Raw genomic sequence first — 25,507 nt, forward strand, 5'->3', positions numbered from 1 at the left:
TTGATCATTGAATCTTCTTTAACACACATAAAAGTTGCATCATGATCTGTTTTCGACACTTGGACTTGACTACAAATAACTTGTAGTTAAGCAAAAAGGTTGACTATTGAAACACATTAATTATAGAAACTATAAAAAATGTAAAAAAGTCGGATCAAAACATAAATTTTGATCCAGCCGCTTATTATTCAGACACTCTCTACCTTAAAAAAACAATCTGTAACCTACAAAATACAACTTTTCATAGCGTTATTCTTTGTTCTACACTATTGGACCTTAAAAAATCTTTTTATTATATCCTTGTATATATCAATAAAATAATTAAATTGGTTTAATTCAACATATTCATTTTCCTGATGAGATGTATTAGAACCCGGTCCAAATACAACTACATTCATTTGCGGATTAGCCTTTACCAATTCTGAAGCATCTGTTCCTCCAGAAAAACTGTGTAACGGAAAGTCAAAATTCAGCTTACGTTCTGCCGCATCTTTTATTAGAGAAACAAATTCATCATCTGGATCCGTAATGACGGGAATTTTGTTACCTAAAAGTTTGAATTCCAGTTGAGAGTCAAAGTGATTATTAATATCTGCAACTAATTTTTTAATTTCTGTAATAATCTGGTCATTTGATATTTCCGGAATAGTTCTCATTTTAACAAAGAGACTAGCCGCGGAAGGAACTGAATTCAGCTGATCCCCGCCTTTTATCTTAGTAACAACTGGTACTACTTTACCTAAATATTTATTTTCACTCTTCAGCGCTGAAAAGTAATCTTCCTGCTTTTCATAGAACCTTATAAGCGGAGTGATTGCATTATAACCCTGCTCAGGAGTCGAGCTATGTGCTGCCTTACCTTTTGAAGCAATCTCATAGGTTATAGAACCCTTGTGAGCAAACACAACCCGATATCCTGTCGGTTCTGCAACCAGCAAATGGTCCACATCATCAAGGTACCCATCTATAACAAACCTTTTAGCACCCTGCATATGATTGACCATACTGGTTTCTTCACCTACAGTACATAAAAGCTTCAGCTTCCCATTAATGTGGATTCCTTCGTCCGCTAATTCCATCATCGCTAAAGTCATAACTGCAAGTCCAGACTTCATATCTGATGCTCCGCGCCCATACATCTTCCCTTTGCTGACCCGCGCGCTCAAAGGCGGAAATTTCCACGCAGCTAGGTTTCCTAGCTTTACTACATCTTCGTGCCCTGAAAGAGCGAGTACAGGTCCATCGCTATTTCCCATTTCAGCATAGAAATCACAACGATCATCTTCTATAGAAACTAATTTACAACTAATTTGATGTTCTTGGAATTTTTTTTCTAAAATTTTGGCTAAAGATTTTTCATGGCCACCAACAGTGTTTGCATGTATTAAAGTTGCTAGAAAAGAGTCTCTTTTTTGTTCATCCATTTTTGACCATCCTCAATAATAATTTAATAATTTTCGCTTCGCCAACTTATAGTTTATTTCTTTTTCGAGAAATAATTTTCATCAGTAAAACAAGCAACTATTTCACTCAACCTTTTAATCCGATTGCTTGGTTTTCCCGATCTTGATAATTCATGGCTTTCTCCAAAAAAGCGGATAAATTTAGTTTCTACACCTAGAGTCTTCAAGGCAACAAACCATTGCTCTCCTTGTTCCATCGGACACCTAAGGTCCTGATCGCTATGCAAGATCAAAGTAGGCGTCTTAACATTATTGATATAGGCAAGCGGCGATTCTTCCCATAATTTTTGCGGCTTTAAAATATTAACACCGCCGGCTTCGGAAGCGTTGAACCAGTAGCCGATATCACTCGTCCCCGACATACTTACAAAGTTTGAAATCGAGCGCTGTGTCGCTGCACGCTTAAATCTATCCGTATGGGCAACAACCCAATTCGTCATAAAGCCGCCATAACTGCCGCCAGTAACAAACAACCGGTCTTGATCAATCTCTGGAAACCTCTTGATAATTTGATCCATGGCAATCATCAGGTCTTCATAATCACCTTTACCATAGTTTCCAACAACACCATCAGCATGCTTTTGACCATAGCCAAAGCTTCCACGCGGATTGACTAATAGGACAGCCATCCCTTTTGCGGCAAGAGCTTGTACTTCATGGTGAAAAGTATACCCGTGCATAGCATGCGGTCCCCCATGAATATCAAGTACTAAAGGAATCTTCTCTTTGCCAGAAAAAAAAGGCGGTAAGGCAAAGAAACACGGGATCTTTCCTCCATCACTGTGCATAAATTCAAAGACCTGATACTCAGCAAAAGTATAATCCTGCCGCTGCTTTAAAGTCTTTGTCTTCAACTCTTCTGCTTCTGCTTTCCCAAATTCTTCAACAAATAATCCTGCTGGCAGTTCCGGACGGCTGACCACTAGTGCTAGATTTCCTGAAACTGGATCAATGGCAAAATCTTGAATATGTTCCTTGCGGTCAGTCAGTTTAGTAACCATTTCTTTTGCCGGATCGGCCATATAAAGACAAACTTTACCCTTTTGACTGGCAATAAAAACAAAACAATGCTTGGTTTCATTCCACTGCAACAACGGGTTAGTGTTATTCTGATGAAAATCAGTTACACAAGAATCAGCTGCATGCAGACCTTCTGCAGTTGGAAAAGACAACAACTGCTCTTCTTTCGTATCATAAACAAAAAGCTTATTTTCCTTTGCATTGTTATATGTACCCTTATTCCCCAAAAAGCCTAAGTAACGACCACTTTGTGAAAAACACGGGTTACTGAACGATAACTGCTGTGCAAATTTTTTCAAAATATTTTCATTCTTCACTACTTCAGTCAGTTCTTCATTTAAAGTCAGCTGCCATAAGCTTTCATCAAAATTAAAATCGTCATCTTCAGCTAATTTTTTTTCAAAAACTATCTTAGTTCCATCAGCTGAAATCGTAAATGCTTTGCGTGAACTGAACCCAAAGTTCACCGCTGCTAGATAAATTTTTTTACCATCGTTAATTCTTTGAAGCCATAACTTTCTTAAATGATCGTCGTCTTCAATCAAGCCATGACCATTGAACTTATAATAAGCTCTAGTAGTCGTAAAAGCCGGTCCAGACTTAACTTTTTTCGTTTGAGTCAAATATAGTATGTGAGCACCATCTGGGTGAAGCATAAAATCTTTTATGCCTGTGGCTTCATTTGTCAATTTTTTGACTGTCCTCGTATTGAAATCATAGTAATAAATCTGACGAGTTCCGTTCTTATTTGAAATAAAATAAAAGCCAGTGTCCCCAGCTGCCCAAAACGGTTCAATGTTTAAAGAATCGGCTTTTAAGATACCATGGTCTTCACTAGTAGTACGATCATAAAGACGAATTTCAGAAAGATAATTATCACTGGCCTTAGTTATTTTGGTTTGAACATATAGCACTTTGTTTCCTTTGGAATTATATTGCGGACTTGCAAGTGAATCAAAATGATACATGTCTTTGATTTGAACAGTTTTATTCATAAACTTGCCCCTTTAAAAAATTATTTTTAAGCACAAACAACAGACATAATTTTTTCAAAATATCACCAGCTGTTTTAATAAAACAGCATATATTCGCTGACGAACATATGCCTATAAGCATTATTTATTACCAAGGGCTTGGAGAACTTTATAAAGATAGAAACTGCCCTCTTTATAATCTTCAAGCCGAATATTTTCATTAGGTGAATGCGGACCACTGCCGGCGTAGTGAATGCCTACCATAACAATTGGCACCTTTAATTCGCTGTTGAATTGCTGTGCTGGTCCACTGCCGGGCATATTAGGAAGAATCAAACAATTATCTACACCGTATACCTCATCACCTATTTTTTTACATAACTTAACAAAAGAATCATTAAGCGGTGTCCGGAAAGCATATTCACCATGACCTAAGTCCACTTTTACATCACTAAAACCATTTACAACTAACTGTTTTTGGATTAACTGTGCAATTTTTTGAGGATCTTGATCTGGGACTAAGCGGCAATCAAGCTTTGCAGATGCTCTGCTTGGAATAATGGTTTTGCTGCCATCCCCCTCATATCCCGAAGTTAAGCCATTGATTGTGATTGTATTTCCATTAACTAGTGAATCAGCCGAACCTCTGTCTGAAATTGGACGCAGCAATCCATAATTTTTTTCTAACTTATCTTTGTCAAAATCAAGTTCAGAAATTGCTTGCTTCGTATTCTCATCAAGTAAAACAATATCATCATAGAAACCGTCAACTAAGACTTGACCGTCCTTATCTCTCAAAGAATTTAAGGCTTCTACCAAACGCCAAGCAGCATTATCTGCAAAAGTTGCCAAAGACGAATGAAGATCCTTTTTAGCTGTAGCAACTTTCATTTCAAAGGAAACGATACCCTTTAAACCACAAGTGATCTGAAAATTGTCGTGTTCGTCTTTGCCGCCTCCTTCCCAAATACAATAATCCGCACTTAACTGTTCCGCATGACTGCAAACATATTTTTCTACTCGCGGACTGCCAATTTCTTCTTCGCCTTCAATCAAAAATTTGATGTTGACTGGTAATCCGCCATTTTGGTTAAAATAATCAATTAATGACAGCCGTGACAACAATTCGCCTTTATCATCACAAATACCGCGTGCAAATATTTTCCCATCTTTAATAGTCGGTTCAAAAGGTTCTGTCAGCCATTCGTCTAATGGATCTGGAGGCTGAACATCATAGTGATTATAAAAAAGAACAGTTTGCTCAGACTTACCGTTGAACTCAGCAAAAATAACCGGATTGCCGTCATTTTCGTTCCATTTCTCTACTTTTGCTGCGCCGAGAATTTTAAACTTGTCTACAATCCAGGCAACAGTTTTATCAATTCCCTTATTTTGCGCTGAAATACTGGGAATCTTCAAATAGTCAAACAAACTTGGTAATTCTTCTTCAACAAAAGCTTCAATTATTTTCTTTTCATCATCTTTCATCAAATCACTTTCCTTACGTCATAATTATTTTTCCATCCAAAAATTAACTTCCAAAAACACCTGTTAAGTTGTTAAGATTTTTCTTGATTAATATTCAATAGTGTGATAGCTGTATCAACATGCAGTTTAACTGCATAAACCAAAGCTTTTGGATTAACAATTAAATCAGAATGGTGCAGATTGGAAGATCCCTGACTCCCGATAAAAGCATAGCAGCCCGGTACTCGTTCCTCATAAGTGGCAAAATCATCATCAGCACACGAGGGTTGCGCTGTCACCACCTTCATAAATTTTTCAGCTACGCGGTTTACCGTTGCTGTTACCTCTTGGTCATTATTAACCGGAGAAGGCCCTTTGTCCCAGTTAATCACTGTCTGTTGTCCATAAGCTGCACCAACATTATTAACTATCTGAGTAAACCTTTCTTTGATATAATTGCGTTCTTCTTCAGAAAAGGTCCTAATCGTGCCTTTAAAAATTACCTCATCAGGAATAACATTATTTACTTTTCCGCCACTAATACTACCAATGGTCACAATCGCTGATTCAAAGGGAGAAGTATTTCGACTGATAATTGTCTGTAATGTTGTAATTATTGTTGCGGCAGTTACAATAGGGTCTTTTCCTGTGTGCGGCATAGCAGCGTGAGCGCTAATTCCATGAACAGCTATCCGAAAGTTATCATTAGAGGCCATCAACGCACCGCTTTTCAATGCTACTATTCCGCAAGGAATAGTGGGCATATTATGCATGCCGAAAATAGCTGAAACTCCTGCGAGTGCTCCAGCAGCAATCATTAGTTTCGCACCAGAGTGATTTTCTTCTCCTGGTTCAAAAATCAGCCTAATGCTGCCTTCTAATTGATCTTTCTTTTTGTTAAGAATTTCAGCTGCCACTAGCAAAGCAGCTGTGTGAAAATCATGACCGCAAGCATGTGAAATTCCATCATTGAGCGAGCAGTATTTTAAGCCGGTTTTTTCAAGAACCGGAAGCGCATCAATATCAGCTCTTAAGGCAATTATCCTTTTACTTTGCGCTTTACCAATTATTTCAGCAATCACACCCGTTTTTACTCCGATATTCAAAATCTTGATACCAGCAGCAGCCAATTTATTCTTAACAAAAGCAGTTGTCCACTCCTCTTTATTTGATACCTCAGGATGGCGGTGAAGTTCCATAAAAATATTAATTATTTTTTTTTCTAATTCAGTATCAGTATGATCGACATCCACTGTATCATTCATTACAAACCCCTCCTATTTTCAAAGTCAACCACATCGCAGTCTAATCATCAGCATGGTATTCAAGAAACTTCACTGCTATTTTGGTATAGATCTTAATAAATTGTTTATAAGCTTTTACGTTAACAAATTCATTTTCTTTATGTGATTCTGAAATATTGCCTGGTCCGAAAACAATCATTTCCATTTCCGGATTGTTCTTGGTAAGGAAAGAAGCATCTGTGCCACCTGACATGCCAGTAAAAGTGAGTTGCTGTTCAAGCAAAGGTGCCGCAATTTTCTTTGCCAGATTAGCTAAAGTAAGCTCATCTTTTGAATATACAGGATCAACTTTTTCTAATACTTTAAACTCTAGGTCAGCCCCTTGTTCATTTAGTTCCGTAATCAACCCCTTGATATCTTTTTCAAGACTGTCACCATCTTTTTCAGGTAAAGTTCTGATATTTACTGCTATTTCAGCTTTGTCAGGAACAGTATTGACTTGTTCACCGCCACTTAATAAGGTCATTACCGGCGTCACTTTACCCAACAAATTATTTTCAGTTGTCAACGTCGAAAAGTACTCAGTTTGAACTTGAACAAACTTAAAAAGGTCTTCTATTGCATTATGACCTAGCTCCGGCATTGAACTATGAGCAGATTTACCGTGTGCAACAACTTTGTACTGTAACACCCCTTTATGCCCTATAACAACGAAATACTGTTCGCCTAACTGATTTGCGCTAATCATATCAGCTATCTGCTGATTACTAAGATTGCGATTCATATAAAAATTGCTTTTTTTAAGAAGCTCTGTCTGAGTTCCAGTGGGTTCACCCACAATTAATGCATCAACATCGGCAGCCAGTTGCTGCTGCATAATCTGCTCAGCACCTAATTCGCCAACTTCTTCACCGACAGTTGCAAACAACCTAACAGTTCCTTTAAGTTCACTTTCTTTTTTCTTAAGTGCTAATAAAGCCAGTACTTCTGCAGCCAAACCAGATTTCATATCAGATGCACCGCGGCCATAAATTACGTCACCATCGCGTTTTGCTTCCAGCGGAGATTGTTTCCAAGCCTTAAGATCTCCAAAAGCAACCGTGTCTTCGTGCCCGTCAAAAGCTAGCACCGGTTTTTCGCCTGTACCCACTTCAGCTACTAAAGTTTCTCGCTTGTCAGCGTATTTCAAGCGTTTAATTTTAACATTGTTATCTTGAAATATTCTTTCTAAATAATCAGCAATTTCTTTTTCATTTCCATTAACCGTATTAATGTTGATCAAATCTGACAACAACTTTTCACTATCAATTTCCACCATATCAGCTTTCCCACCTTCTAATGAATAATACTAATAACTGGTTTTCAACAAAATTTATCTGCATTTGCTCAGTCATACCATAAATAATTACAGCCAATTGACTGTAAAAGTTAGTCTAATTGGCTGATTGTGTAATCCACTTTTACTTTTATTTTAACTGCAGCTGTCATATTGAGAATCAACTAAGAATCCCAAATCCCGAACCACAAAATAAAAGTAAAGCTATCTAGGATTTTGTTAATTCATTATTCAATTGCCGTTTATAACCCTCAATCTCTTGTTTGCTGCAGTAAACATAATGTTTATCGCCTATTTCAAACAAACCACACTCATCGTTATCTTTATATTGATGCTGGTCGGGGTTATAGATGATTCTTTTGCGGTTCTTTTCAGTAATCGGATTCGCTATAGGCACTGCTGAAAGCAAAGATTTAGTATATGGATGCAATGGATGACGATATAAAGTCTCGGAGTCTCCTAATTCCAAAACCTTTCCTCGATTCATAACAGCTATCCGATCACTAATATATTTAACCATTGAGAGATCATGTGCGATAAAAATATACGTTAAACCGACCTCTCTCTTCAGTTTTCTCATCAGATTAACAATTTGCGCTTGAATCGAAACATCCAAAGCCGAAATTGCTTCATCAGCAATAATAATTTTGGGTTTAAGAGCAATCGCTCTAGCGATATCAATCCGCTGACATTGCCCCCCTGAGAACTCCGTTGGATAACGTTCTGCAAAATTTGCGCTTAACCCTACCTCTTCTAACAATTCGCCGACTCTTTTATCACGTTCTTTTTTTGAGGAGACCATGTGGTGAAGCTCAAGCGGTCCACCAATAATCTCCTTAATAGTCAAGCGCGGATTTAAAGAAGCGAAAGGATCTTGAAAAATCATCTGAATGTTTTTTCTAAATTGCAGTGTCTCTTTGCGACTCTTAATTTCATGGATATTCTTACCCAAAAATTCGATTGAACCTCCAGTAATATCCTCCAATTTCATAATCAGTTTTCCAGTAGTCGTTTTCCCGCTGCCTGATTCACCAGCAATTCCAAAAGTTTCACCTTGAAAAACATCAAACGACACATCATCAATGGCTCTAACTTCTGAGAGCTTGCCGGCATTATAAAATTTTTGTAAATTCTTAACTTGAATAATCGGGGTCCCCACACTCATGCCTCCTTCAACTAATGAGCAAACTTCAAACTTTTAACTTTTTTTTTGCATATTCTCAATATGATTTTCAAAGTATTTCCAACGGTCAAGAATTTCTTTTGGAGGTTCTACTTTGGGTGCTTTTTCATCGAGTAACCAAGTAGCAGCATAGTGTGTATCCGAAACCTTAAACATTGGCGGTTCTTTTTCCAGGTCAATATTCAAAGCATATTTATTTCTGAAAGCAAATGGATCGCCTTTTGGGACGTGAAGCAAGTTCGGTGGCATTCCTGGAATTGTGTAAAGGTCCTGGTCCTTGATATTTACATCGGGCACCGCCATCAACAATCCCCATGTATACGGATGCTTAGGATTAAAAAAGATTTCATTTGCAGTCCCAAACTCGACAATCTTTCCAGCATACATAACTGCTATCCTATCAGCAATATTCGCAACCACACCCATGTCATGAGTAATGAAAATCGTTGACATATTGAATTCTTTATTGAGCTCTTTAAGCAATTCAATAATTTGGGCTTGAATTGTTACATCTAGAGCTGTTGTCGGTTCATCTGCAATCATGATATGCGGATGACAGGCAACAGCCAAAGCAATCATAACCCGTTGTCTCATCCCGCCAGAAAATTGATGAGGATATTGGCTATACCGCTCTTCAGCCTTAACAATTCCTACTCTTTCCATAAGCTTAATTGCTTTTTCTTTTGCTTTTTCTTTGCTTAAATGTTGATGTTCAATTATTGGCTCTGCAATTTGAAAGCCCACTGGCAAGATTGGATTTAGAGATGTCATGGGGTCTTGAAAAATCATTGCGATTTCGCTACCCCGAATTTTATTCATTTTTGAATCACCTTTTTTAAGTAGATCCTCTCCCTGGTATATAATACTATCTCCGCTAATAGTGGCATTTTGGGGGAGTACTTTAGTTATCGCCTTAGTAGAAACACTCTTGCCAGATCCAGATTCACCCACCAGCGCCAATGTTTCACCTTCGTAAAGATCGTAACTGATTCCTCTAACAGCATTGACAGTGCCAGATAAAGTCTTAAATTTTACATGAAGATTGCTAAGCGACAGAACTACTTTAGAAACCATAATAAACACTCTCCATTATTCTCTATATTAAAGATTTTAATAAACACTGTTTTTATTTCTTGGTCCAATCTTGCATATCATACAAGCTGCCAACCCAGAAAGAATTGTTCCCACCTTGTAAGTTCTTGTTTTGAATGACAAATGGATAATCAGAATATAGTCCAACAGTAAATGCCTGATCTCTCATATACTTTTGAATATCATCATACGTTTGTTTTCTTTTAGCTGTACTTGTTTCTGATAAACCATCACTGAACATTTGTGTAAGTTTTGCATCATTGACCTTACCAAAGTTCATTGATCCAGCTTTAGTATACAAATATGTTTGATCAGGGTCAGAGTTTAAGGAAAGTCCTAACAAACCTAATTCATAATCGCCACTCTTCATCTTGGCCAAAGCAGTTGGGAAGTCGTATGAAACTTGTTTAACTTTGAAACCAGCTTTTTCCAGATCTTGCTGAATCAAACTAGCAGATTGCTGACGAGCAATATTCCCTGTTGGAACAATCAATTGAATTGTGTGACCGTCATAACCTGATTTTTTCAATAATGCTTTAGCTTTTGCTACATTGTAAGGTAAAGCTTTTAAGTTACTATTATAGTATTTTGTTGCTTTTGTATATGTTGTCGGCAAAACGTCAGCTTCGCCTCTGAAAAGTTTCTTAACAATTGCTTGGCGGTTAATTGCATAGGTCATCGCCAAGCGCATATTTTTATTAGTGAACTTATCATTATTAATATACATATACTGAGTTTGTAAGTATGGAGCACCCTTTACCGTCAGACTCTTATCTGTCTTAAGCGATCTTTCAACATCTGCAACTGGAATTGTACTAATACCACCACCGGCTGTCATATCAATGCTGCCAGATTTTAATTGTGTGACTAGAGTATTAGATGTTAATATTTTAATATAAACATTGTTGATTTTAGCCTTGCCCTTATAATAAGTTGGATTTGCTTTTAATCTTACATAAGAATTCTGATTGTACTTAACAAATTTATAAGCACTACCTGAAACTGTTGGATGTGAGGTGAATTTAGAATTTGCCAGATCTTTTGGATTATATTGTTCAGCTACATGCTTTGGTACAATGACAAGGTCAAAACCAATCATTTCTTTAACGTAGTTTGGATCTATTGGTGCTTTAGTAGTCAAAGTTAAAGTTTTACTATTAACGACTCTAACCCCACTGATTGTTGTTGAACTGCTGCTTGTCTTCCCACTGCCGTCGACTCCTTCAAGTCGTGCAATATTAGCACCATAAGAAGTTTCAACGTCTGGGTTTCCAATCAAATTCAATGTGTAAGCAACATCATCAGCAGTGATTGCCTTACCGTCTGACCACTTAGCATTTCGTAATGTAATCGTATAATGCTGATTATCAGTAGTAGTAAACGATTTTGCTAAGCTTCCCTGAAAATGAAGAGACTTAGGCTGATCAAGCAAAGAAGGATACAGCATACGTAAAATCCATTGACCAGCTACATCAGTTTCATTAATGGGGTTAAATCCAGCAGGTGCATTTGTAGTACCAACATATAAAGTGTTTTTACTTGTCTTAGAACTGCTTGTTCCGCTACTGCTGCCACCACAAGAAGTTAATACTAATGCCAAACACATTATAAGCAGTAAAAAGCTCACTTTTACAATTCTGTTTTTTTTCATACTTCTCACCTTTTCTCCCTTATTTTCCTTCAACTGCTCTACGCAATCCGTCCCCAACAAAGTTAATTGACAAAACAGCCAACAGGATCATAATGCCAGGCGGAAGCCACTGCCAGTACTCATTTGCAAGTACATTTATAGACTGAGCATCCGACATTAAATTCCCCCAGCTCGGTGTGGGTGGTTGAACACCAGCTCCTAAAAAACTTAAAGATGCTTCGGTTATTATTGATGTAGCAATTCCGAACGTCATATTTACCAAAATAATTCCCAACGTGTTCGGAAAAATATGTTTGAAAGTAATTTGAAAAGTATTATACCCTGAAGCAACTGCGGCCTGAACATAATCAACTTTGCGTAGTTTCATAACTTCACCACGGACCAAACGACAAAGAACTGGCCAATTTAAAAACCCAATTGCAAATGTTACTGTCCAAAGACCGGGTCCAATCAAACTGACTACTACTAAAATAACGATAAAATATGGAAAGGACATGAAGACATCTGTAATTCTCATGATGACACTGTCCCAAAAACCACCTAGGAAACCACTAAGCAAACCTAATGTCGTCCCGATAGCTGCATAAATCAAAACTGATAAAATGCCAACTGTTAAGGATGCTTGTGACCCATAAATTAACCGGCTTAAAACATCGCGCCCAACATCATCAGTTCCTAATAAAAATTTTCCTGACGGTGCTGCCTCAAAGTAGCCAACTGATTTTGAAGGACTATACGGGGCTATGATTGGTGCTAAAACTGCAGCTAAAACAATTAGAAGAAAAATTATTAAGCTCACTGTTGCAACTTTATCTTTGAAGAAACGTTTCAAAACAGTTTTTATATAACTATCATTATTTTGATCTGTACCTTGTACTTGACTAAGCTGCTCTAATTCCTTCAGCTTATTTTTGGAAACAAAGTTAAACTTTTTACCAATAAGTTCCATTAAAAACAGCTCCTTCACGTCAATAACGAATTCTTGGATCAACTACGGCATATAAAACATCAGCTACTAAGTTGCAAATTAAAACTCCAACTGCTGCAATCAAGTTTATTGCCATTAACATAGGATAATCTCGTGACCCAATTGAAGAAATCGTCAACTGACCAAGCCCTGGCCAAGAAAAAATCTGTTCTGTTACTACTGCACCACCTAACATTTTTGGAATATCAGAACTGATAACTGTAATGATCGGAACTAAAGCATTTCTAAAACCATGCCGCCATAAAACAACTTTTTTAGACAGCCCCTTTGAAACAGCAGTTCTCATATAGTTCTCTGAAAAAATATCAATCATACTTGACCTCACGTACCGCAGCATGTTTGAACAATAGAATAATGACAAAACGATAGTTGGCATTATAATATGGCTAAGACGATCTAGAAAACCTGATGATTGTCCTAACGAGCTCATTCCACCGGTCGGCAGCCAGTGCAGTTCAACTGCAAAAATGTAAACCATTCCTAATCCAAAGAAAAACCCTGGAATTGAAACTCCAAGAAAAGATACGCCCGTAATAGTATTATCTAACCAGCCACCCTGATGACGAGCGCAAACTATTCCCAACGGAATGGCTAATGCATAGGAAAGAATCAACGTACATATAAGCAATTCTACTGTTGCGGCTAATTTTGCAGGTATAACCTCAGTAACTGGCGTCCGAGAAGCAAATGAGAAACCCAAGTCACCTTGAAAAGTTTTTTCTAACCATTTTACATATTGAATATAAACTGGTTTGTCCAATCCTAAATTCTTTTTCATTTCCTGTTTTTGAACCTGAGTGGCGTTTTGTGATAAGTATAGGTCTGAAGGATCACCAGGTGCCAAGTTCACCATTCCAAAACAAAATACTGTAACCATCAAAAGTACAGGAATTGCAATTAAAATTCGCCTTATTAAATACTTTCCCATTAGCCTTTTTCCTTTCGTTTACAACTAAATACATAAGAAAAATATACATTAGTATGGTTATAAATTCGTTTTGCGTTTTAAAAATCCCCCCTAATAATTGTTACTGTTTTTTAATAATTATTATCAAAATTTAACAATTACTAATTTTTGCAATTATAAAATCATCGAATTTCAAAGTCAATACAATCAATAAAATTAATTAATGAATTTATTTAAATTAAAAAAGCACCATCTTTATTTAATTTAATTAAACGAAAGTGGCTTTAAATCGATTTGAATAAACTTGAAATTATAATATTTATTTTGATATTTATTTATTTTTAATGAATACTTTTTCCAGTTCAATTTATCCAGGCTTAATAATATTTTTTTCTGTAATAAAATCGTTACGGAAGAGATAATTAGGTATAGCTTAAATTTAGACCATTTTATATGGATCTTTGAGGTGTTAACGTGTGTTAATGATTAAAATTTGCTAACCTGCTTATTCAAAAACGATTTGAATCATAACATATATAATTTTAGTGAACATTTTGTTAAACTATAAGCCATTAAAATTGTTTAAGCTTACCTGAAATCACTAAAAACACATCAGCTAGATACTTATTGTGGTAGCTTCATTCTATAGAACTCAGACTATGATTTTTTTATTTCTTACTTGTTGCACTTCAATTGCAAATTCGTCGCATAAAAAAACAACCTCATTTCGGTAGAATAACAAAACAAAGCTGTTTAAAAAATAAACATCAAATTATATTATTATAAATAGCACATACATAATCAACCGAAGTATAAAAGTTAGCATTTCCAACTATAATTTTTAACTAATGAAATACCGTATCTTTTATACTCAACTTTATAACTGGAAAATGTTTAGTTGCTTTACAAAAATCCACGATATCTTTCCACAAATAATGGTGTATGTTGACAATGAAGTTGTCGTCAAGTCCTAATTCTCTTTTTAGGGCTGGTTTACCTGATACATTATCAACAGATAAAACATAATCAATATTCCCTAAAAGAAGTGATTCAGCAGAAAAACCAATAAAAAGTATATTATTTTTATTAATTTTTTTACCTTGATTTGCTTTGATTCATTGGAAAATTGATCAAAATATTTCATAGTATCGCCACTACCAAAAATAACAATGTCACCCACTGATATGTTATCGAACAATGTTTTATTCTGTGAGTCCCCTAGAATATATTCAAAAGCTACTTTTATTTTTAGTAATTTTATTGGCTTAATATACTTAACCATATACGATTTCCAGTTAGATCGCCAAACTGTATAAACTAAGACTTGTACGCTGTCTCCCGTAACAAATTAATCAATAGCTTTCAATGATTTCTCACTCAAAATTGATGGATTTCCACCAAATAACAGCATTTCAGACCTAATTGCCCACATTCTGCTCAAAATTAATCTAATGTTTTCTCAAATCTCTTTTGACTTTTATTATTAACGTATCCCAACTTTTTATAAAATTCATGAGCACCCAAGCGAGATTCTCCTGAATTTAACCTTATACTACTTACTCCACAATTTTTAGCTATTTTTTCAACTTTAAGCATTAACTGTTTACCAATCCCTTTATTTTGAGAGGTAGCATCAACTGCCAAAGCTAAGATGTTAAACATCGGATCAAAGTAAGTTTCTTCATACAGTTCTGCATGTACGTAGCCATTAACTTTTTTAGTATTATCATCTTCAAAAACCAACATATAGTGATGTCGACTGTCATTCAATAATCTTTTTAGATTTTTGTTTGTTTTATTAAGAGGATAATCATAACCCAATTGATCTTTATTAAGCCTTTGAATCGCTATTCCATCAATTTCCTTAACATTTCTAATCAAAAAATCACTCCTTATATCTAACTATTGCTTATAGCTTAACCTTGATAAGACTGGTTGTAAATTCGTTTTCCGGTGTAGCTGGATCAAGTCCAAGCGGAGGATGTGCAGGGTTTAATCCTAACGAAAAGCGTAGCCTAAGTGCCCACGTCAAATACTTAACAACTAATGCTGGCTTGCGGTACCTTTATCGTGACCTTAATTGTTGAGCTGATTAAAATTAAAAACAGCGACCTCTTCCAAAACGGAATAAGGTCGCTAACATTGCTTTGTATGAACAAAACACTTCACTGTTTGAATTGTAGATATTGAAACTATTTTAGTAATGTGTTTAAGAAAACATTCCCCATATAGTCGTTGAAAGTGCTCCAATGTATTGGTTATATCTTTTGACAAATAATTAATTTATCTCAACAAATAATTCATCCAATTTTTCCATCTATAAAAGCCATAAATCAGATTATCAATCCAATCATCTTCTGCATGTAAAAATTCCTTGAGGATCTGTTTTCAACTGCAACTTTTTTAACCTAATAAGAGTTGTAGGGGACCAAATCTTCTCGTTTTCTTCTGAACTAATGTCACTTGAATAGCCGCCATAAACTCCATCTAGCTTATTTAATAATGGGTTAACTAATTTGTTTATTTTTTTATCATTATCTACACTACCCCAAATTGCAATAAACCATTTTACATTTCTATGAGACCAAGCATTAAATGAATTTGATTTTTGATTTAACTTACCTCCGATTGACCGAATTTCAATAGACATAATTTCCGAACTATTCAAAAGGTGCACAATGCTTGAAATTATATCTTCTGACAAATTCTGAACTAAACCATTTTTTATATACATTTTGTCTTGTCCGGTGTGAGGAATATGAGGGGCTTTAACCAGCTTTGCATAACTTAACTCCTGCGTTTTTTCTTCTTCAATAGGGCCGAGCAACTTTGACTTATCTAGTATATCTGTTGCTTCACGGGATTTTTGCTCACACCAAAGATTGTGCGCGTTAACACGGCAATATTTATCTGAATTTTTGTTAATCATTAAATTACTTGTCAACTTAACAGTTGAGTTATTAACCCAATCTTGCCATTTTTTGATAAAACAACAAATATCCTTTACTTTATACATAATCTCTTGAGAAACAACGGGCGTTTGTAGTCCCCTGCTATTAGTTGGAATTTTGAATGCCTCAAACAAAAATTCTGTGACAATTCCTATTTGTCCTCCTCCCCGAATTCCCCAAAAAATATCAGAATAATGTTCTTTATCGACCCAAAGAGCGCTACCAGTTCCAGTTATTAACCGGGCTCCAATAATATGATCAATTGTGAGGCCCTGCTTTCTAACCATCAATCCAATCCCACCAAAGATTGAAAGCCCTCCAACACCAGTGTCACCAAAGTCCCCACTTGAAATAGCTAATTGATAAGGACTTAATACCTGTGCCACATCACCCCAGACAGCGCCTGCCTGAATACGTACAGTTCCCTTGTCAGAATCTTCTATAGTAACATGATTATATTGTGAAATATCCAAGATAATTCCACCGTTATTAACAGAAGTCATCATCATCCCATGACCACCGCTTCGAACGGAAAAAGGGATCTTTCTATTTTCAATCTTATTCAGGTATGCCACAAACTTGACTGTCTCTTTGATTTGTAATTCATTTGTTGCAGTAAGAACTAATGCTGGGCTCCCAACTCTAAAGCAATTTGATCTAACTGAATTGTACTTTTTATCTAAAGGAACCACCGCAATTTTCTTTAGTGTATCTGGTAGTAATTGTAATATATTCATTCTTTTATACTCCCCTTTTAAATCAATTGCGTACCTCTATAATTTTTGAAAATTTCTTTCTTAATTTGTACATAAAAGTATATTTTCAATTTGTTGTTTCTTTTTTATTTGAGAATAGAAATAAGATATAAGCAAATAAGGCAAAGAGCGCAAAAATTATGAAAGGAAGTTTTATATTAATTTGATATACAAACGAGCCCAGCAATGGTGATACTATCCCCGCAATTCCTTGTGTCATTGCAACTGCCCCTGCCGCTGAACCTTGATTGTCCTGCGAGACTACCAGAGAAGCCCCTGCGGATAACGAACTCATTCCTAACCCAGCACCTGCTCCAATGACAATATAGCTAATAAGCAGGAGTATAAAGTCCCTTGTCAATACAATTAGTAGCAAGCCTAAAATAATTAGAAGAATCGAGCGAGTCATCATTTGCTTAGCGGTCCAGTTAAAAAATTTAATTTGAGCAATTTGGATAATCATTAATGAAACACCTAAAATGACAAAAAGTAAAGAAGCCGTTTTAGCGCTTTGAACAATTGATTGGCCGATGGCATCGTGCAAATATAGTGAGGTTAGTAATTGTAGTCCCACAACAACAAACATTACTGAACATCCAGCTACTAACCATCCAAACAGTTGAAATGAAAGAAACTTTTTGGAAGTTGTTGACTTAGATGCTGATTCCAAAGTAGCAACATTATTTTTTGTATTTGGCAACAAAAAGATCATGAGAATTCCAAACAATATTAATAAAATAATTGATACGTAAAATGGTAATGCCAGGGTTCCTATTGATGATAAGCAGCCGCCAATAATTGGTCCTATAACCATTGATAGACCAGTAGCAAATCCTAATGAAGACATGTCTTTAGCTCGCTCTTCCGGGCTGGAAATATCCGCCATATATGCATTAGCTGCTGTGGGAGCTGTTGTCATAAAAATACCCAACAGAAATCTTGCACCTATAAGGCAAACCACTAAAGCCGCAACAGTTTTAGAGGTCGCTATTGATAATTTAAAAAGCTCGATATATAAGATAAATAATAATCCCATTCCAATTAGTCCAATTACTATAACTGGTTTTCGCCCAATTTTATCACTTAATCTCCCCCATACTGGAGCAAATAAAAGCATCGCAATTGCTCCTAATGAGATCATTATGCCAATCTGTCCTGGTGCTAAATGTGCTTGCGTTGAAATAGCAGATAAAACCGGCATCGTTATATATATTCCTAAATATGAGATGAGGGTCGCTACAAATAATTTATTTTTCATGAATAAAGGGTTCCTCCCTGTTAAAAAGTAATGAATACACTTTAACATGAAGAAACCCTTATTAGGCTCCAAATGGTTCATAATGTCCCAAACAGTCTAAGAATTTAGCCTAAGCTTTTTCCTAAAATCTCGTGGTGCCAAAAAATATTTTGTTTTAAAAGCCGAAGAGAACTTGCTTGAACTTATATAGCCAACTTCATTAGCTATTTGAAAAATTTTCATATCACTTTTTACCAGTAGCTTTGCGGCATAATCCATTTTTTGCGCGGTGCAGTAATCATGGAATGTTTTGCCGTACTTTTCCTTAAATAATGTTTTAAGTTTGGTTTGGCTAACGTTAAACTTTATAGATAGAAAATGTAGGCTAACCTGTTTGTTTAAATTGTTATTTAAGTATTCAGCAATATTTCTAATAATTATATTGTCTGTTGCTGATAACTTCTCTGGTCTTATTGAATCTTTAAGAGCTTGCGATGACTTTAAATACAAAATTAATTCAGCTACTTTTAATTTAAGGAAAAGCAGTGAGTCTTTGATACTTTTAGATTTCAAATCATTAAATAGATTTTCTATAAAACTACTTTTTAAAAAGAAATAGTTTTCAGAGTGATTGAAATCAGTCCACCCTTGAAAATTTCCAACGAGTTGACTCAGCTCACTATCTAACTCACCTTCCTTAATCAAAATGGTAATTCCTTCAAAGCTACCATCTACAAAGTGATAATTTTCCGAATCTAAAGAACGTTTGTCAACCTTTAATACAAAGGGTGCTAAATATAAATTTCGCTTATCGCCTTCAAAATTTACAGTTCCCTTATAAGCATAGTCAATTCTAATAGACTTAGGTGTTATTCTGAGCGGTGTTTTAAACTGTTCAATATCACTATAATTGTGAAAATACAACTCAATAGTCTTGAATACTTTTATTTTATTGATTTTTAATTGATTGATACTAATAGTATTTTTTTCTGGATACTGGTCTCTTATACTCCATGATAAATTTGACTTTATAATTCTCTCTCCTTAAAAATTAGATTTGCAGCCTAAACTAGATAATCAGCCTTAATCACTTTTGATAATACAATAACTTAGAAAATATGACATCCACTTAATCACAATAAACCTGTATTCGATTCAGACATAAGTTGCCATTATTGACTATTTTCCTAATGTACATCATGTAACTGTTGCTTTAGTTGGATCTTTTTAACTTGGCTATCTAGCGAAGTTCATTAATGCTATCATACCAATCTGACCTTTGGGAAGTTATCATTTATTCTCTGTTTGTTTATTAAATCTTTTTGATAATTTATCTTGGCTGTGTTTAAGTAATATTTCAGGATCAATGTCAAATTTGTCAGTCATTATTAAAACTTGATCTAATACGTCTGCAAGTTCTTCAACTAAGTTATCTTTTAAATCTTTTTACGCTTGCTTAGCTTCTCTAAGGTAGTCACGACAAATTTCAATAGCTCGAATGGCTCTTGATAATTCCCCAACCTCCTCCGTTATAAGAAATTAAGGCTGATAAAAGGCGAATATTGATATCAATTTCTTCGTTTATAAAGATCTACTAACCAACTTTGATGAGTTTTAAAATTCAATTTAGTTGCCTCTGATATTAAAATTAAAACGTGAATTTGCCATAGTGAGTACGACACCATATCCGTTTCCACTTGTAATCGTTCACAACGGAAAGAGTAGTCTAAGTGTCCGTGTCAAACGATTTACAATTAATGCTGGCTTGCAGTAACTTTATCGTGACCTTAGTTGCATTAGTTGTTGAGCTGACTATTAATTTCTTGAAATAAGATATTTCTAACTACAAAATAAAGCATTTAATACCTCATTAAATTTTTAAAAAGATTGTTTAAGATTAATTGCGGAATAACTTACTATAGACTTAAAATGTTACATTTTTTGAGGGGGGAAAAATTGAAAAAAAGTAGTTATATGGTCCCAGCAGTTTTAGTAGCTTTACTAGGCTTGAGTGCTTGTGGTCAGCATGAAAGTAATAGTGATAGTTCTTCTAGTAAGATTTCAACCGAGCACACCCAAAAAAGCAAAAAGGACACAAAGCATAAAGCTACTAAAAAAAATAGCTCAGATGTCCAGAGTAGTTCTAGTACTCAAAGTAATAGCAACCAAGAAAATGAACATAATAGTGCATCAAAGGACCCCGAAAGTTCCACAACTAGTACAACTGTGGCAGAGAAAGGCTCGTCAACATCAGCTGCAACACAAGGAAATTCAAATTACTCAAATTCTGTAAGCAGCTCCACATCAAATAATACGGCATCAAACGCTAAAACAATTAATATTACAAGTGCAGCAGAAGCTGAAAGTTATTTAAAACAGAAACTGCACCTTGAGGGAAACACTGATATAAGTTACGGTAATTCTGATACATATAATGGCTACGATAGTTATGGAAAGTATTTCACCGTATCTTTAACTTCAATATCTGACAGAGTTAAGGGATATACTGGTAGCATTGCAACATATAAAGTCTATCAAGATGGTAACTTAGTTAAAATACAAGGTTAACATTATAGAAATTATAACGGTCTAATTTCTATAATGTTAGGATAGATGATAAAAGGGGGGTACAGTTATGAATAAGAAAAAGTTAATCTGGCTATATAGCCTTGGGGGGTTAATTGTTATTATTCTTGCTACATTTTTTATCATCAAGGCAGTTAATAATCATCAAAGTACAAATAATTCTAGTAGCTCTGCTAAAGTTGAACAGTCAAGTAGCAAAAAAAAGACTAGTAAAGAATCTACTTCTAAAAAAAGTAGTCAAAGTTCTGCTAGTAAAACAAGCTCTTCTAGTTCAAGTAACAGTAGTTCTGCTAGCAGTCAAAGTAGTTCTAGTTCAACCAATTCAGATTCTTCCACCGCTACTAGTTCTAGTAGTAGCCAAGCGCAAACCGCTAACTCTAGCAGCCAACCCACAAGCTCTTCTACACAATCAAGCAGTTCTAGCGAACCAGCCGTTGGTTCAATTACTACACGACCACAGGGAGCTTGGGTAGCTACGTTTGAACGTAACCTTTACAATGGTTACAAGGTGACCCCTAAATATTACAAGTATGATGGTAACGGTATTTGGGAAGTATGGGTCAATGAAGTCGATAAAGGAAATGGTATTGAAAATATTCCATATGTTACTGTCAACCAGTACAACGGAAATTTTCATGGTTGATCTTGAACTTTAATTCCAAAAAAACCTCATCGCATTTTATAGCGTAGAGGTTTTTTTGTACTACTGCCTGTTTACACAATTTTCCTTGCCGATTGTCCTTTTTTTCCTTATCATTTAATTATTGAAATCATACACTTTAGGTGTAGTGGAAGGTAGATTTTGCCATGTGAAAAACAAATTTGTCTTATTAACAAACATGTTAGTCAATATGGGGATTGGTCTCATCATGCCAATTACCACTTTATATATCCATAACACTTTGCATAAAAGTTTAGTTGTTGCCGGCTATGCCCTTCTAGGCTTTTCTGGTGCAATGGCCTTAGGAAATTTAATTGGTGGTCGTTTATTTGATAAATGGAAAACCAAGCCGTTAATGTACCTCGGTGGCATTGACATGGTTCTTTCCTTACTTTTACTAGCTATTTATCCCGAATGGCCCTTATATCCCATCTTATTGATTCTTTACGGGCTTGGTTTAGGTGTTTTAAACGCATCAATCAATAGTTATCTAGCTTTTTTGCAAAAATTCGATAGTAATATCTTTAATAATGGATATTGGGTTGCAAATATAGGTATGGGAATTGCAACTTTTCTTTCCGGAATCCTTTTCAGTATCAATATTCGGGTTGTTTTTGGTAGTTCAGTGATCTTATTTTTACTGGCTTTGTTTATTATCAAAACTAAGTTTGTATCAATTGACACTTTGCGTAACCCGCTTGAAAAAAATACTAAAAACGCACTTCCTAACAACCGTACCTTTGGCTATATTTTATTACTCAGCTTAACCATGATTGTTGTCTGGGCTTGTTATGAACAATGGAACAGCAATGTTTCTGTTTTAATGACTAATAATGGGATCTCTGTTCAAAAATACAGCATTCTATTTACAATTAGTACGGTAGAAATTATTATTTTACAGCCTTTTATCATTCGCTTATTCCCTAACACATTCAAGGCTGATAAGTTACGCGTCATTTTAGGCGTGTTACTTTTTGCTTTTTCATACTTAATAATTATTAATACTGGAAATTATTGGCGCTTTATCGCAGGAATCACGCTTGTTTCTTTAGGCGAGATGCTTGCTTTAACTGCTATTCCAATCTTGTTGAATCGTTACGCTAACGATCGTAATCGTGGTACGGTCCAAGCCGTTGGTAGTCTATCTGGTGCAATTGGTCGTGCTCTAGGACCATTATTTGGTGGATACTTGATCACTAGTTTGGACTACAATAAGTCATTTGTTATTTTTTTCTGTGCCCATCTGATAATTGCCTTCATTCTAATTCTTTTACATGAGAGCAAGAACTTAGAACAGAATTTCTAAATTTTAATTTCAGTGTAATACCATCAAAGTAAGCTATTTTTCTATTTAGTCAGGCTTCATATCGACTAAAATTTTAGCTTGCTTTTTATCATGTGCTAAAGCTTCAATGCCCTCTGAAACTAATCCATTTAATTTTATTTTTTTAGTAATAACTTGCTTAAACAGCTCACGATGATTATCAATAATATTAATTACACGCTCAAACTTATTCGCATATCCATAAGATGTTAACAAGCTGCCACCCTTTTTAAGTAAAGTTCTAATATCTACAACAGGTGGTTCACCAAATAATGCGATTACTGTCACCTTGCCACCTACTTTTAAGGCTTCAATTGCACCAGCAAGTGTGGGTTGAACTCCAGCACAATCAAATGCAATATCAACACCGCGTCCATTAGTCTTAGCATAAACTAATTCATGAAGCTCTCTGGGGCTTGCTGCATGCAGTGTGTCTAAAATACCTAATTTTTTAGCTAAATCTAAACGTTCTTTAGACATATCATTTATTATGATGTTGTGAACTCCGGCTATTTTTACCATTAAAGCTGTAAATAATCCAATTGGCCCCGCTCCTTGAATTAAAACATCATCACCGGCAGATACGTGACTTTCCAATACTGCCTGTGCAGCAACTGACACAGGTTCAACTAATGCACCTAAATCAAGCGGAAAATCACTTGGTAATCGGTGAGCAAAAATGGCTTTTACATTACACTTTTCAGCTAACCCACCATTAGCAGAAAAGCCTAAAAAACCAGCCGCATTATCAGTTCCAATAGAATGTTCACATAAATTATAATGTCCAGAAAGACATTCTGGACATTTTCCACAAGCAATTATTGGCTCAACCGCAACTCTATCTCCAATTTTTAGCTGAGATACCTGTTTGCCAACCTGAGAAATTGTTCCAGAAAATTCGTGACCTGGAATTAATGGTGCCTTCATATGAGTTAAAGGGTGGGAGACCGTTGCCAAATCCATACCCTCTAAATACTCATGAATATCACTTCCACAAATACCGTTAAATGAAACGTCAACTTGTACTTCATCATCTCCGGGATCAGGAATGTCCCTTTTTTCAACCCGGATATTCTTTGGGCCGTATATCACAGCTGCTTTTACTAACGCCATTTTAATACACTTCCTTCATGCTCAATATAGCACAAAGCTGAGCAGAAAACCAAGCAAGCTAGTCTTTATTTAATCTAATCTCGGATACCAATACAACCTTAATCCATTAATTTGACAACAAGAGTTCCTCTGTCAGCTCCTAAGCTAAGGATTCGTGTGCTCAAATAATTTATCTGACAATGTGTTATCAAATTCTCTTACGATTTTAGTGATGTTCCAATAATACTGGCTGCTAATTTATTTAATTCTGAATAAAGAACTTGTTGGTTTTGACAATTTGCTTTTTTAAGTTGTTCTTGCCACCAGCTTGTCACCAGTTGGCTAATCTCATCGCAAGCATTTTGTCCTTTGACAGTTAAAACAATCCAAGTATTCCTACGATCATTTAAATTAATACTCTTTTTAATGTATCCATTATTAGTTAAAATCGTAAATTCTCGACTAACTAAGCCTTTATTAATAGCCAGTTGAGTTGCCACCATTTTAGCAGTTACTTTTTGATGTTCATTTACAAAAAGTAACAGATTAGCATTTGAGGCAGTTAACCCAGGTAAATTTAACCGATGATTCAAAGCTGTCATGGATGCCCTTTGAATAATACCTACGTATCGTCCAAGCTGATTTATTTTTATATTGTTCAAGTAAAAGACCTCTATTTCTAAATGTTATTATAAACAAATTCAGTTGACAAATAAACTAAACAGGTTATGCTAATATTAGTTGATTTGTCAACCATTGGAGGAGAAGAATCTATGAATCGAAAACAACGTTTATTTTTTACGGCCGAAATGTGTTTGGGCATGGGCACTATTATGGGCTTAACGGGTAACCTTATGGCAACCGGATTTACTTCAAACGCACTTACTAGCTTTTGGATTTGGTGGGGACCAACAGTTTTATTTGCATTTATCTATAATGTATGTATCGCTTCTAAAATTACTAATTTTTTGATTACTCATGCTACAAAGTCGATGATTTCTCAAGTTAAAATTGAACGACGAAGTGCCAGAATTCGGAGTTGTTCCATGATTATTGTGATGTGTTTGAGTATGAGCAGTTTTGGGATGCTGATTGGAGGAGGAATTTCTCATATTTCAATGGGTTCATTACTTACAGTTTGGGCTCGCTCATTATTCTTAGCTTATCTTATTCGCGGAATTGTTGTTAAACCGCTTGCCGAAAAGGGGTTGCAGTTACTAAAAGTTTAACGCTACTGTTTGATAAGTGGTTTTTAATTATGCTTAACCACCTAAGAGTTCGGGACAAAAGTCGCGAACTCTCTTTTTGTGTATTGTACGTCAGTAATCGTGATCCTTGTTCAATAAGACCAATAACATAATAATCATGAAAATGATTAAGAAGCTTTTGTACACTACAAAAAAGTATTGGAAGTATAAATAAACCAATTGTATTAGCTAAAAAAACTCGCCAAGTAGTAATGAGCATACTAGTAAATCAATAACTATAAGATCGCGCTAAATTGGCTCTATCTCTCGCGTAACTTCATTTTTCTCTAAAAACTCACACAGACCTGCCCTTTCCTTTAGTAAAGTAC

21 protein-coding genes and 1 pseudogene are annotated in these 25,507 nt (G+C 35.5%); 5 read left to right on the forward strand and 17 right to left on the reverse strand.

What is annotated here, in order from left to right; translation table 11 throughout:
* Nucleotides 1-266: 266 nt before the first annotated feature.
* The 15 genes and pseudogenes from FD50_RS04320 to FD50_RS12905 form a co-directional block, all read right to left on the reverse strand.
* Entirely contained in the window at nt 267-1,424 is a 1,158-nt protein-coding gene (locus tag FD50_RS04320; protein WP_054757672.1) for an ArgE/DapE family deacylase, read from the reverse strand.
* A 53-nt stretch (nt 1,425-1,477) separates the two neighbouring features.
* A complete protein-coding gene (locus FD50_RS04325) occupies nt 1,478-3,478 on the reverse strand; it encodes a S9 family peptidase (protein ID WP_056960530.1) in 2,001 nt (666 codons plus the stop codon).
* A 120-nt stretch (nt 3,479-3,598) separates the two neighbouring features.
* Entirely contained in the window at nt 3,599-4,945 is a 1,347-nt protein-coding gene (locus FD50_RS04330; protein WP_056960532.1) for a M20/M25/M40 family metallo-hydrolase, read from the reverse strand.
* A 71-nt stretch (nt 4,946-5,016) separates the two neighbouring features.
* A complete protein-coding gene (locus tag FD50_RS04335) occupies nt 5,017-6,189 on the reverse strand; it encodes an amidohydrolase (protein ID WP_056960534.1) in 1,173 nt (390 codons plus the stop codon).
* 40 nt (nt 6,190-6,229) lie between these two features.
* Nucleotides 6,230-7,486: a M20/M25/M40 family metallo-hydrolase gene (locus FD50_RS04340; RefSeq protein ID WP_056960536.1), complete on the reverse strand. Its 1,257-nt coding sequence runs from the start codon at nt 7,484-7,486 to the stop codon at nt 6,230-6,232.
* Nucleotides 7,487-7,712: 226 nt separating this feature from the next.
* Nucleotides 7,713-8,669 carry an ABC transporter ATP-binding protein gene (locus tag FD50_RS04345; RefSeq protein ID WP_056960538.1) on the reverse strand — a complete coding sequence of 319 codons (957 nt, stop codon included), beginning with the start codon at nt 8,667-8,669 and terminating at the stop codon, nt 7,713-7,715.
* A gap of 33 nt (nt 8,670-8,702) precedes the next feature.
* A complete protein-coding gene (locus FD50_RS04350) occupies nt 8,703-9,761 on the reverse strand; it encodes an ABC transporter ATP-binding protein (RefSeq protein WP_056960540.1) in 1,059 nt (352 codons plus the stop codon).
* Between the two features lie 52 nt (nt 9,762-9,813).
* Nucleotides 9,814-11,430 carry an ABC transporter substrate-binding protein gene (locus tag FD50_RS04355; RefSeq protein ID WP_056960542.1) on the reverse strand — a complete coding sequence of 539 codons (1,617 nt, stop codon included), beginning with the start codon at nt 11,428-11,430 and terminating at the stop codon, nt 9,814-9,816.
* A gap of 19 nt (nt 11,431-11,449) precedes the next feature.
* Nucleotides 11,450-12,379, reverse strand: a complete 930-nt coding sequence (locus FD50_RS04360) for an ABC transporter permease (RefSeq protein WP_056960544.1) — start codon at nt 12,377-12,379, stop codon at nt 11,450-11,452.
* A 19-nt stretch (nt 12,380-12,398) separates the two neighbouring features.
* Nucleotides 12,399-13,346, reverse strand: a complete 948-nt coding sequence (locus FD50_RS04365; protein WP_056960546.1) for an ABC transporter permease — start codon at nt 13,344-13,346, stop codon at nt 12,399-12,401.
* Between the two features lie 1,422 nt (nt 13,347-14,768).
* The gene (locus FD50_RS04375; RefSeq protein WP_054757663.1) at nt 14,769-15,206 is read right to left on the reverse strand and encodes a GNAT family N-acetyltransferase; all 438 of its coding nucleotides are present in this window, start codon (nt 15,204-15,206) and stop codon (nt 14,769-14,771) included.
* 469 nt (nt 15,207-15,675) lie between these two features.
* Entirely contained in the window at nt 15,676-17,013 is a 1,338-nt protein-coding gene (locus FD50_RS04380) for an FAD-binding oxidoreductase (RefSeq protein ID WP_056960550.1), read from the reverse strand.
* Nucleotides 17,014-17,098: 85 nt separating this feature from the next.
* The gene (locus FD50_RS04385) at nt 17,099-18,289 is read right to left on the reverse strand and encodes an MFS transporter (protein WP_056960552.1); all 1,191 of its coding nucleotides are present in this window, start codon (nt 18,287-18,289) and stop codon (nt 17,099-17,101) included.
* Between the two features lie 96 nt (nt 18,290-18,385).
* Nucleotides 18,386-19,192 carry a helix-turn-helix domain-containing protein gene (locus FD50_RS04390; protein ID WP_054757660.1) on the reverse strand — a complete coding sequence of 269 codons (807 nt, stop codon included), beginning with the start codon at nt 19,190-19,192 and terminating at the stop codon, nt 18,386-18,388.
* A gap of 366 nt (nt 19,193-19,558) precedes the next feature.
* Nucleotides 19,559-19,893 (reverse strand): annotated as a pseudogene (locus FD50_RS12905) (MazG nucleotide pyrophosphohydrolase domain-containing protein).
* 111 nt (nt 19,894-20,004) lie between these two features.
* Here FD50_RS12905 and FD50_RS13060 point away from each other — a divergent pair.
* From FD50_RS13060 to FD50_RS04405, 4 genes are all read left to right on the forward strand, one after another.
* Nucleotides 20,005-20,100, forward strand: coding sequence for a putative holin-like toxin (locus FD50_RS13060; protein WP_415617517.1), 96 nt, complete (start codon nt 20,005-20,007; stop codon nt 20,098-20,100).
* Between the two features lie 124 nt (nt 20,101-20,224).
* On the forward strand, nt 20,225-20,836 hold the full coding sequence (locus FD50_RS04395) for a hypothetical protein (RefSeq protein WP_054757659.1): 612 nt from the start codon (nt 20,225-20,227) through the stop codon (nt 20,834-20,836).
* Between the two features lie 67 nt (nt 20,837-20,903).
* Nucleotides 20,904-21,497 (forward strand): hypothetical protein, encoded by a 594-nt coding sequence (locus FD50_RS04400; RefSeq protein WP_056960556.1) that lies wholly within the window; start codon nt 20,904-20,906, stop codon nt 21,495-21,497.
* A gap of 166 nt (nt 21,498-21,663) precedes the next feature.
* Nucleotides 21,664-22,821: an MFS transporter gene (locus FD50_RS04405; RefSeq protein ID WP_235803437.1), complete on the forward strand. Its 1,158-nt coding sequence runs from the start codon at nt 21,664-21,666 to the stop codon at nt 22,819-22,821.
* Between the two features lie 45 nt (nt 22,822-22,866).
* On the opposite strand, the gene FD50_RS04410 is transcribed toward FD50_RS04405, so the two are convergent.
* Entirely contained in the window at nt 22,867-23,952 is a 1,086-nt protein-coding gene (locus FD50_RS04410; protein ID WP_056960557.1) for an alcohol dehydrogenase catalytic domain-containing protein, read from the reverse strand.
* A gap of 197 nt (nt 23,953-24,149) precedes the next feature.
* On the reverse strand, nt 24,150-24,593 hold the full coding sequence (locus FD50_RS04415; protein WP_156653489.1) for a MarR family winged helix-turn-helix transcriptional regulator: 444 nt from the start codon (nt 24,591-24,593) through the stop codon (nt 24,150-24,152).
* A gap of 111 nt (nt 24,594-24,704) precedes the next feature.
* Between FD50_RS04415 and FD50_RS04420 the strand changes: the two genes are divergently transcribed.
* Nucleotides 24,705-25,160 carry a hypothetical protein gene (locus tag FD50_RS04420; protein ID WP_056960560.1) on the forward strand — a complete coding sequence of 152 codons (456 nt, stop codon included), beginning with the start codon at nt 24,705-24,707 and terminating at the stop codon, nt 25,158-25,160.
* The last annotated feature ends 347 nt before the right edge of the window (nt 25,161-25,507 follow it).

This window comes from Liquorilactobacillus satsumensis DSM 16230 = JCM 12392, assembly GCF_001435195.1.
In the GTDB taxonomy this organism is placed as follows: Bacteria; Bacillota; Bacilli; order Lactobacillales; family Lactobacillaceae; genus Liquorilactobacillus; species Liquorilactobacillus satsumensis.

Coding starts and splice junctions, on each gene's coding strand:
- FD50_RS04320 (WP_054757672.1), bottom strand. CDS start 1,424: ATGGATGAACAAAAAAGAGACTCTTTTCTAGCAACTTTAATACATGCA.
- FD50_RS04325 (WP_056960530.1), bottom strand. CDS start 3,478: ATGAATAAAACTGTTCAAATCAAAGACATGTATCATTTTGATTCACTT.
- FD50_RS04330 (WP_056960532.1), bottom strand. CDS start 4,945: ATGAAAGATGATGAAAAGAAAATAATTGAAGCTTTTGTTGAAGAAGAA.
- FD50_RS04335 (WP_056960534.1), bottom strand. CDS start 6,189: ATGAATGATACAGTGGATGTCGATCATACTGATACTGAATTAGAAAAA.
- FD50_RS04340 (WP_056960536.1), bottom strand. CDS start 7,486: ATGGTGGAAATTGATAGTGAAAAGTTGTTGTCAGATTTGATCAACATT.
- FD50_RS04345 (WP_056960538.1), bottom strand. CDS start 8,669: ATGAGTGTGGGGACCCCGATTATTCAAGTTAAGAATTTACAAAAATTT.
- FD50_RS04350 (WP_056960540.1), bottom strand. CDS start 9,761: ATGGTTTCTAAAGTAGTTCTGTCGCTTAGCAATCTTCATGTAAAATTT.
- FD50_RS04355 (WP_056960542.1), bottom strand. CDS start 11,430: ATGAAAAAAAACAGAATTGTAAAAGTGAGCTTTTTACTGCTTATAATG.
- FD50_RS04360 (WP_056960544.1), bottom strand. CDS start 12,379: ATGGAACTTATTGGTAAAAAGTTTAACTTTGTTTCCAAAAATAAGCTG.
- FD50_RS04365 (WP_056960546.1), bottom strand. CDS start 13,346: ATGGGAAAGTATTTAATAAGGCGAATTTTAATTGCAATTCCTGTACTT.
- FD50_RS04380 (WP_056960550.1), bottom strand. CDS start 17,013: ATGAATATATTACAATTACTACCAGATACACTAAAGAAAATTGCGGTG.
- FD50_RS04385 (WP_056960552.1), bottom strand. CDS start 18,289: ATGAAAAATAAATTATTTGTAGCGACCCTCATCTCATATTTAGGAATA.
- FD50_RS04400 (WP_056960556.1), top strand. CDS start 20,904: ATGAATAAGAAAAAGTTAATCTGGCTATATAGCCTTGGGGGGTTAATT.
- FD50_RS04410 (WP_056960557.1), bottom strand. CDS start 23,952: ATGGCGTTAGTAAAAGCAGCTGTGATATACGGCCCAAAGAATATCCGG.
- FD50_RS04420 (WP_056960560.1), top strand. CDS start 24,705: ATGAATCGAAAACAACGTTTATTTTTTACGGCCGAAATGTGTTTGGGC.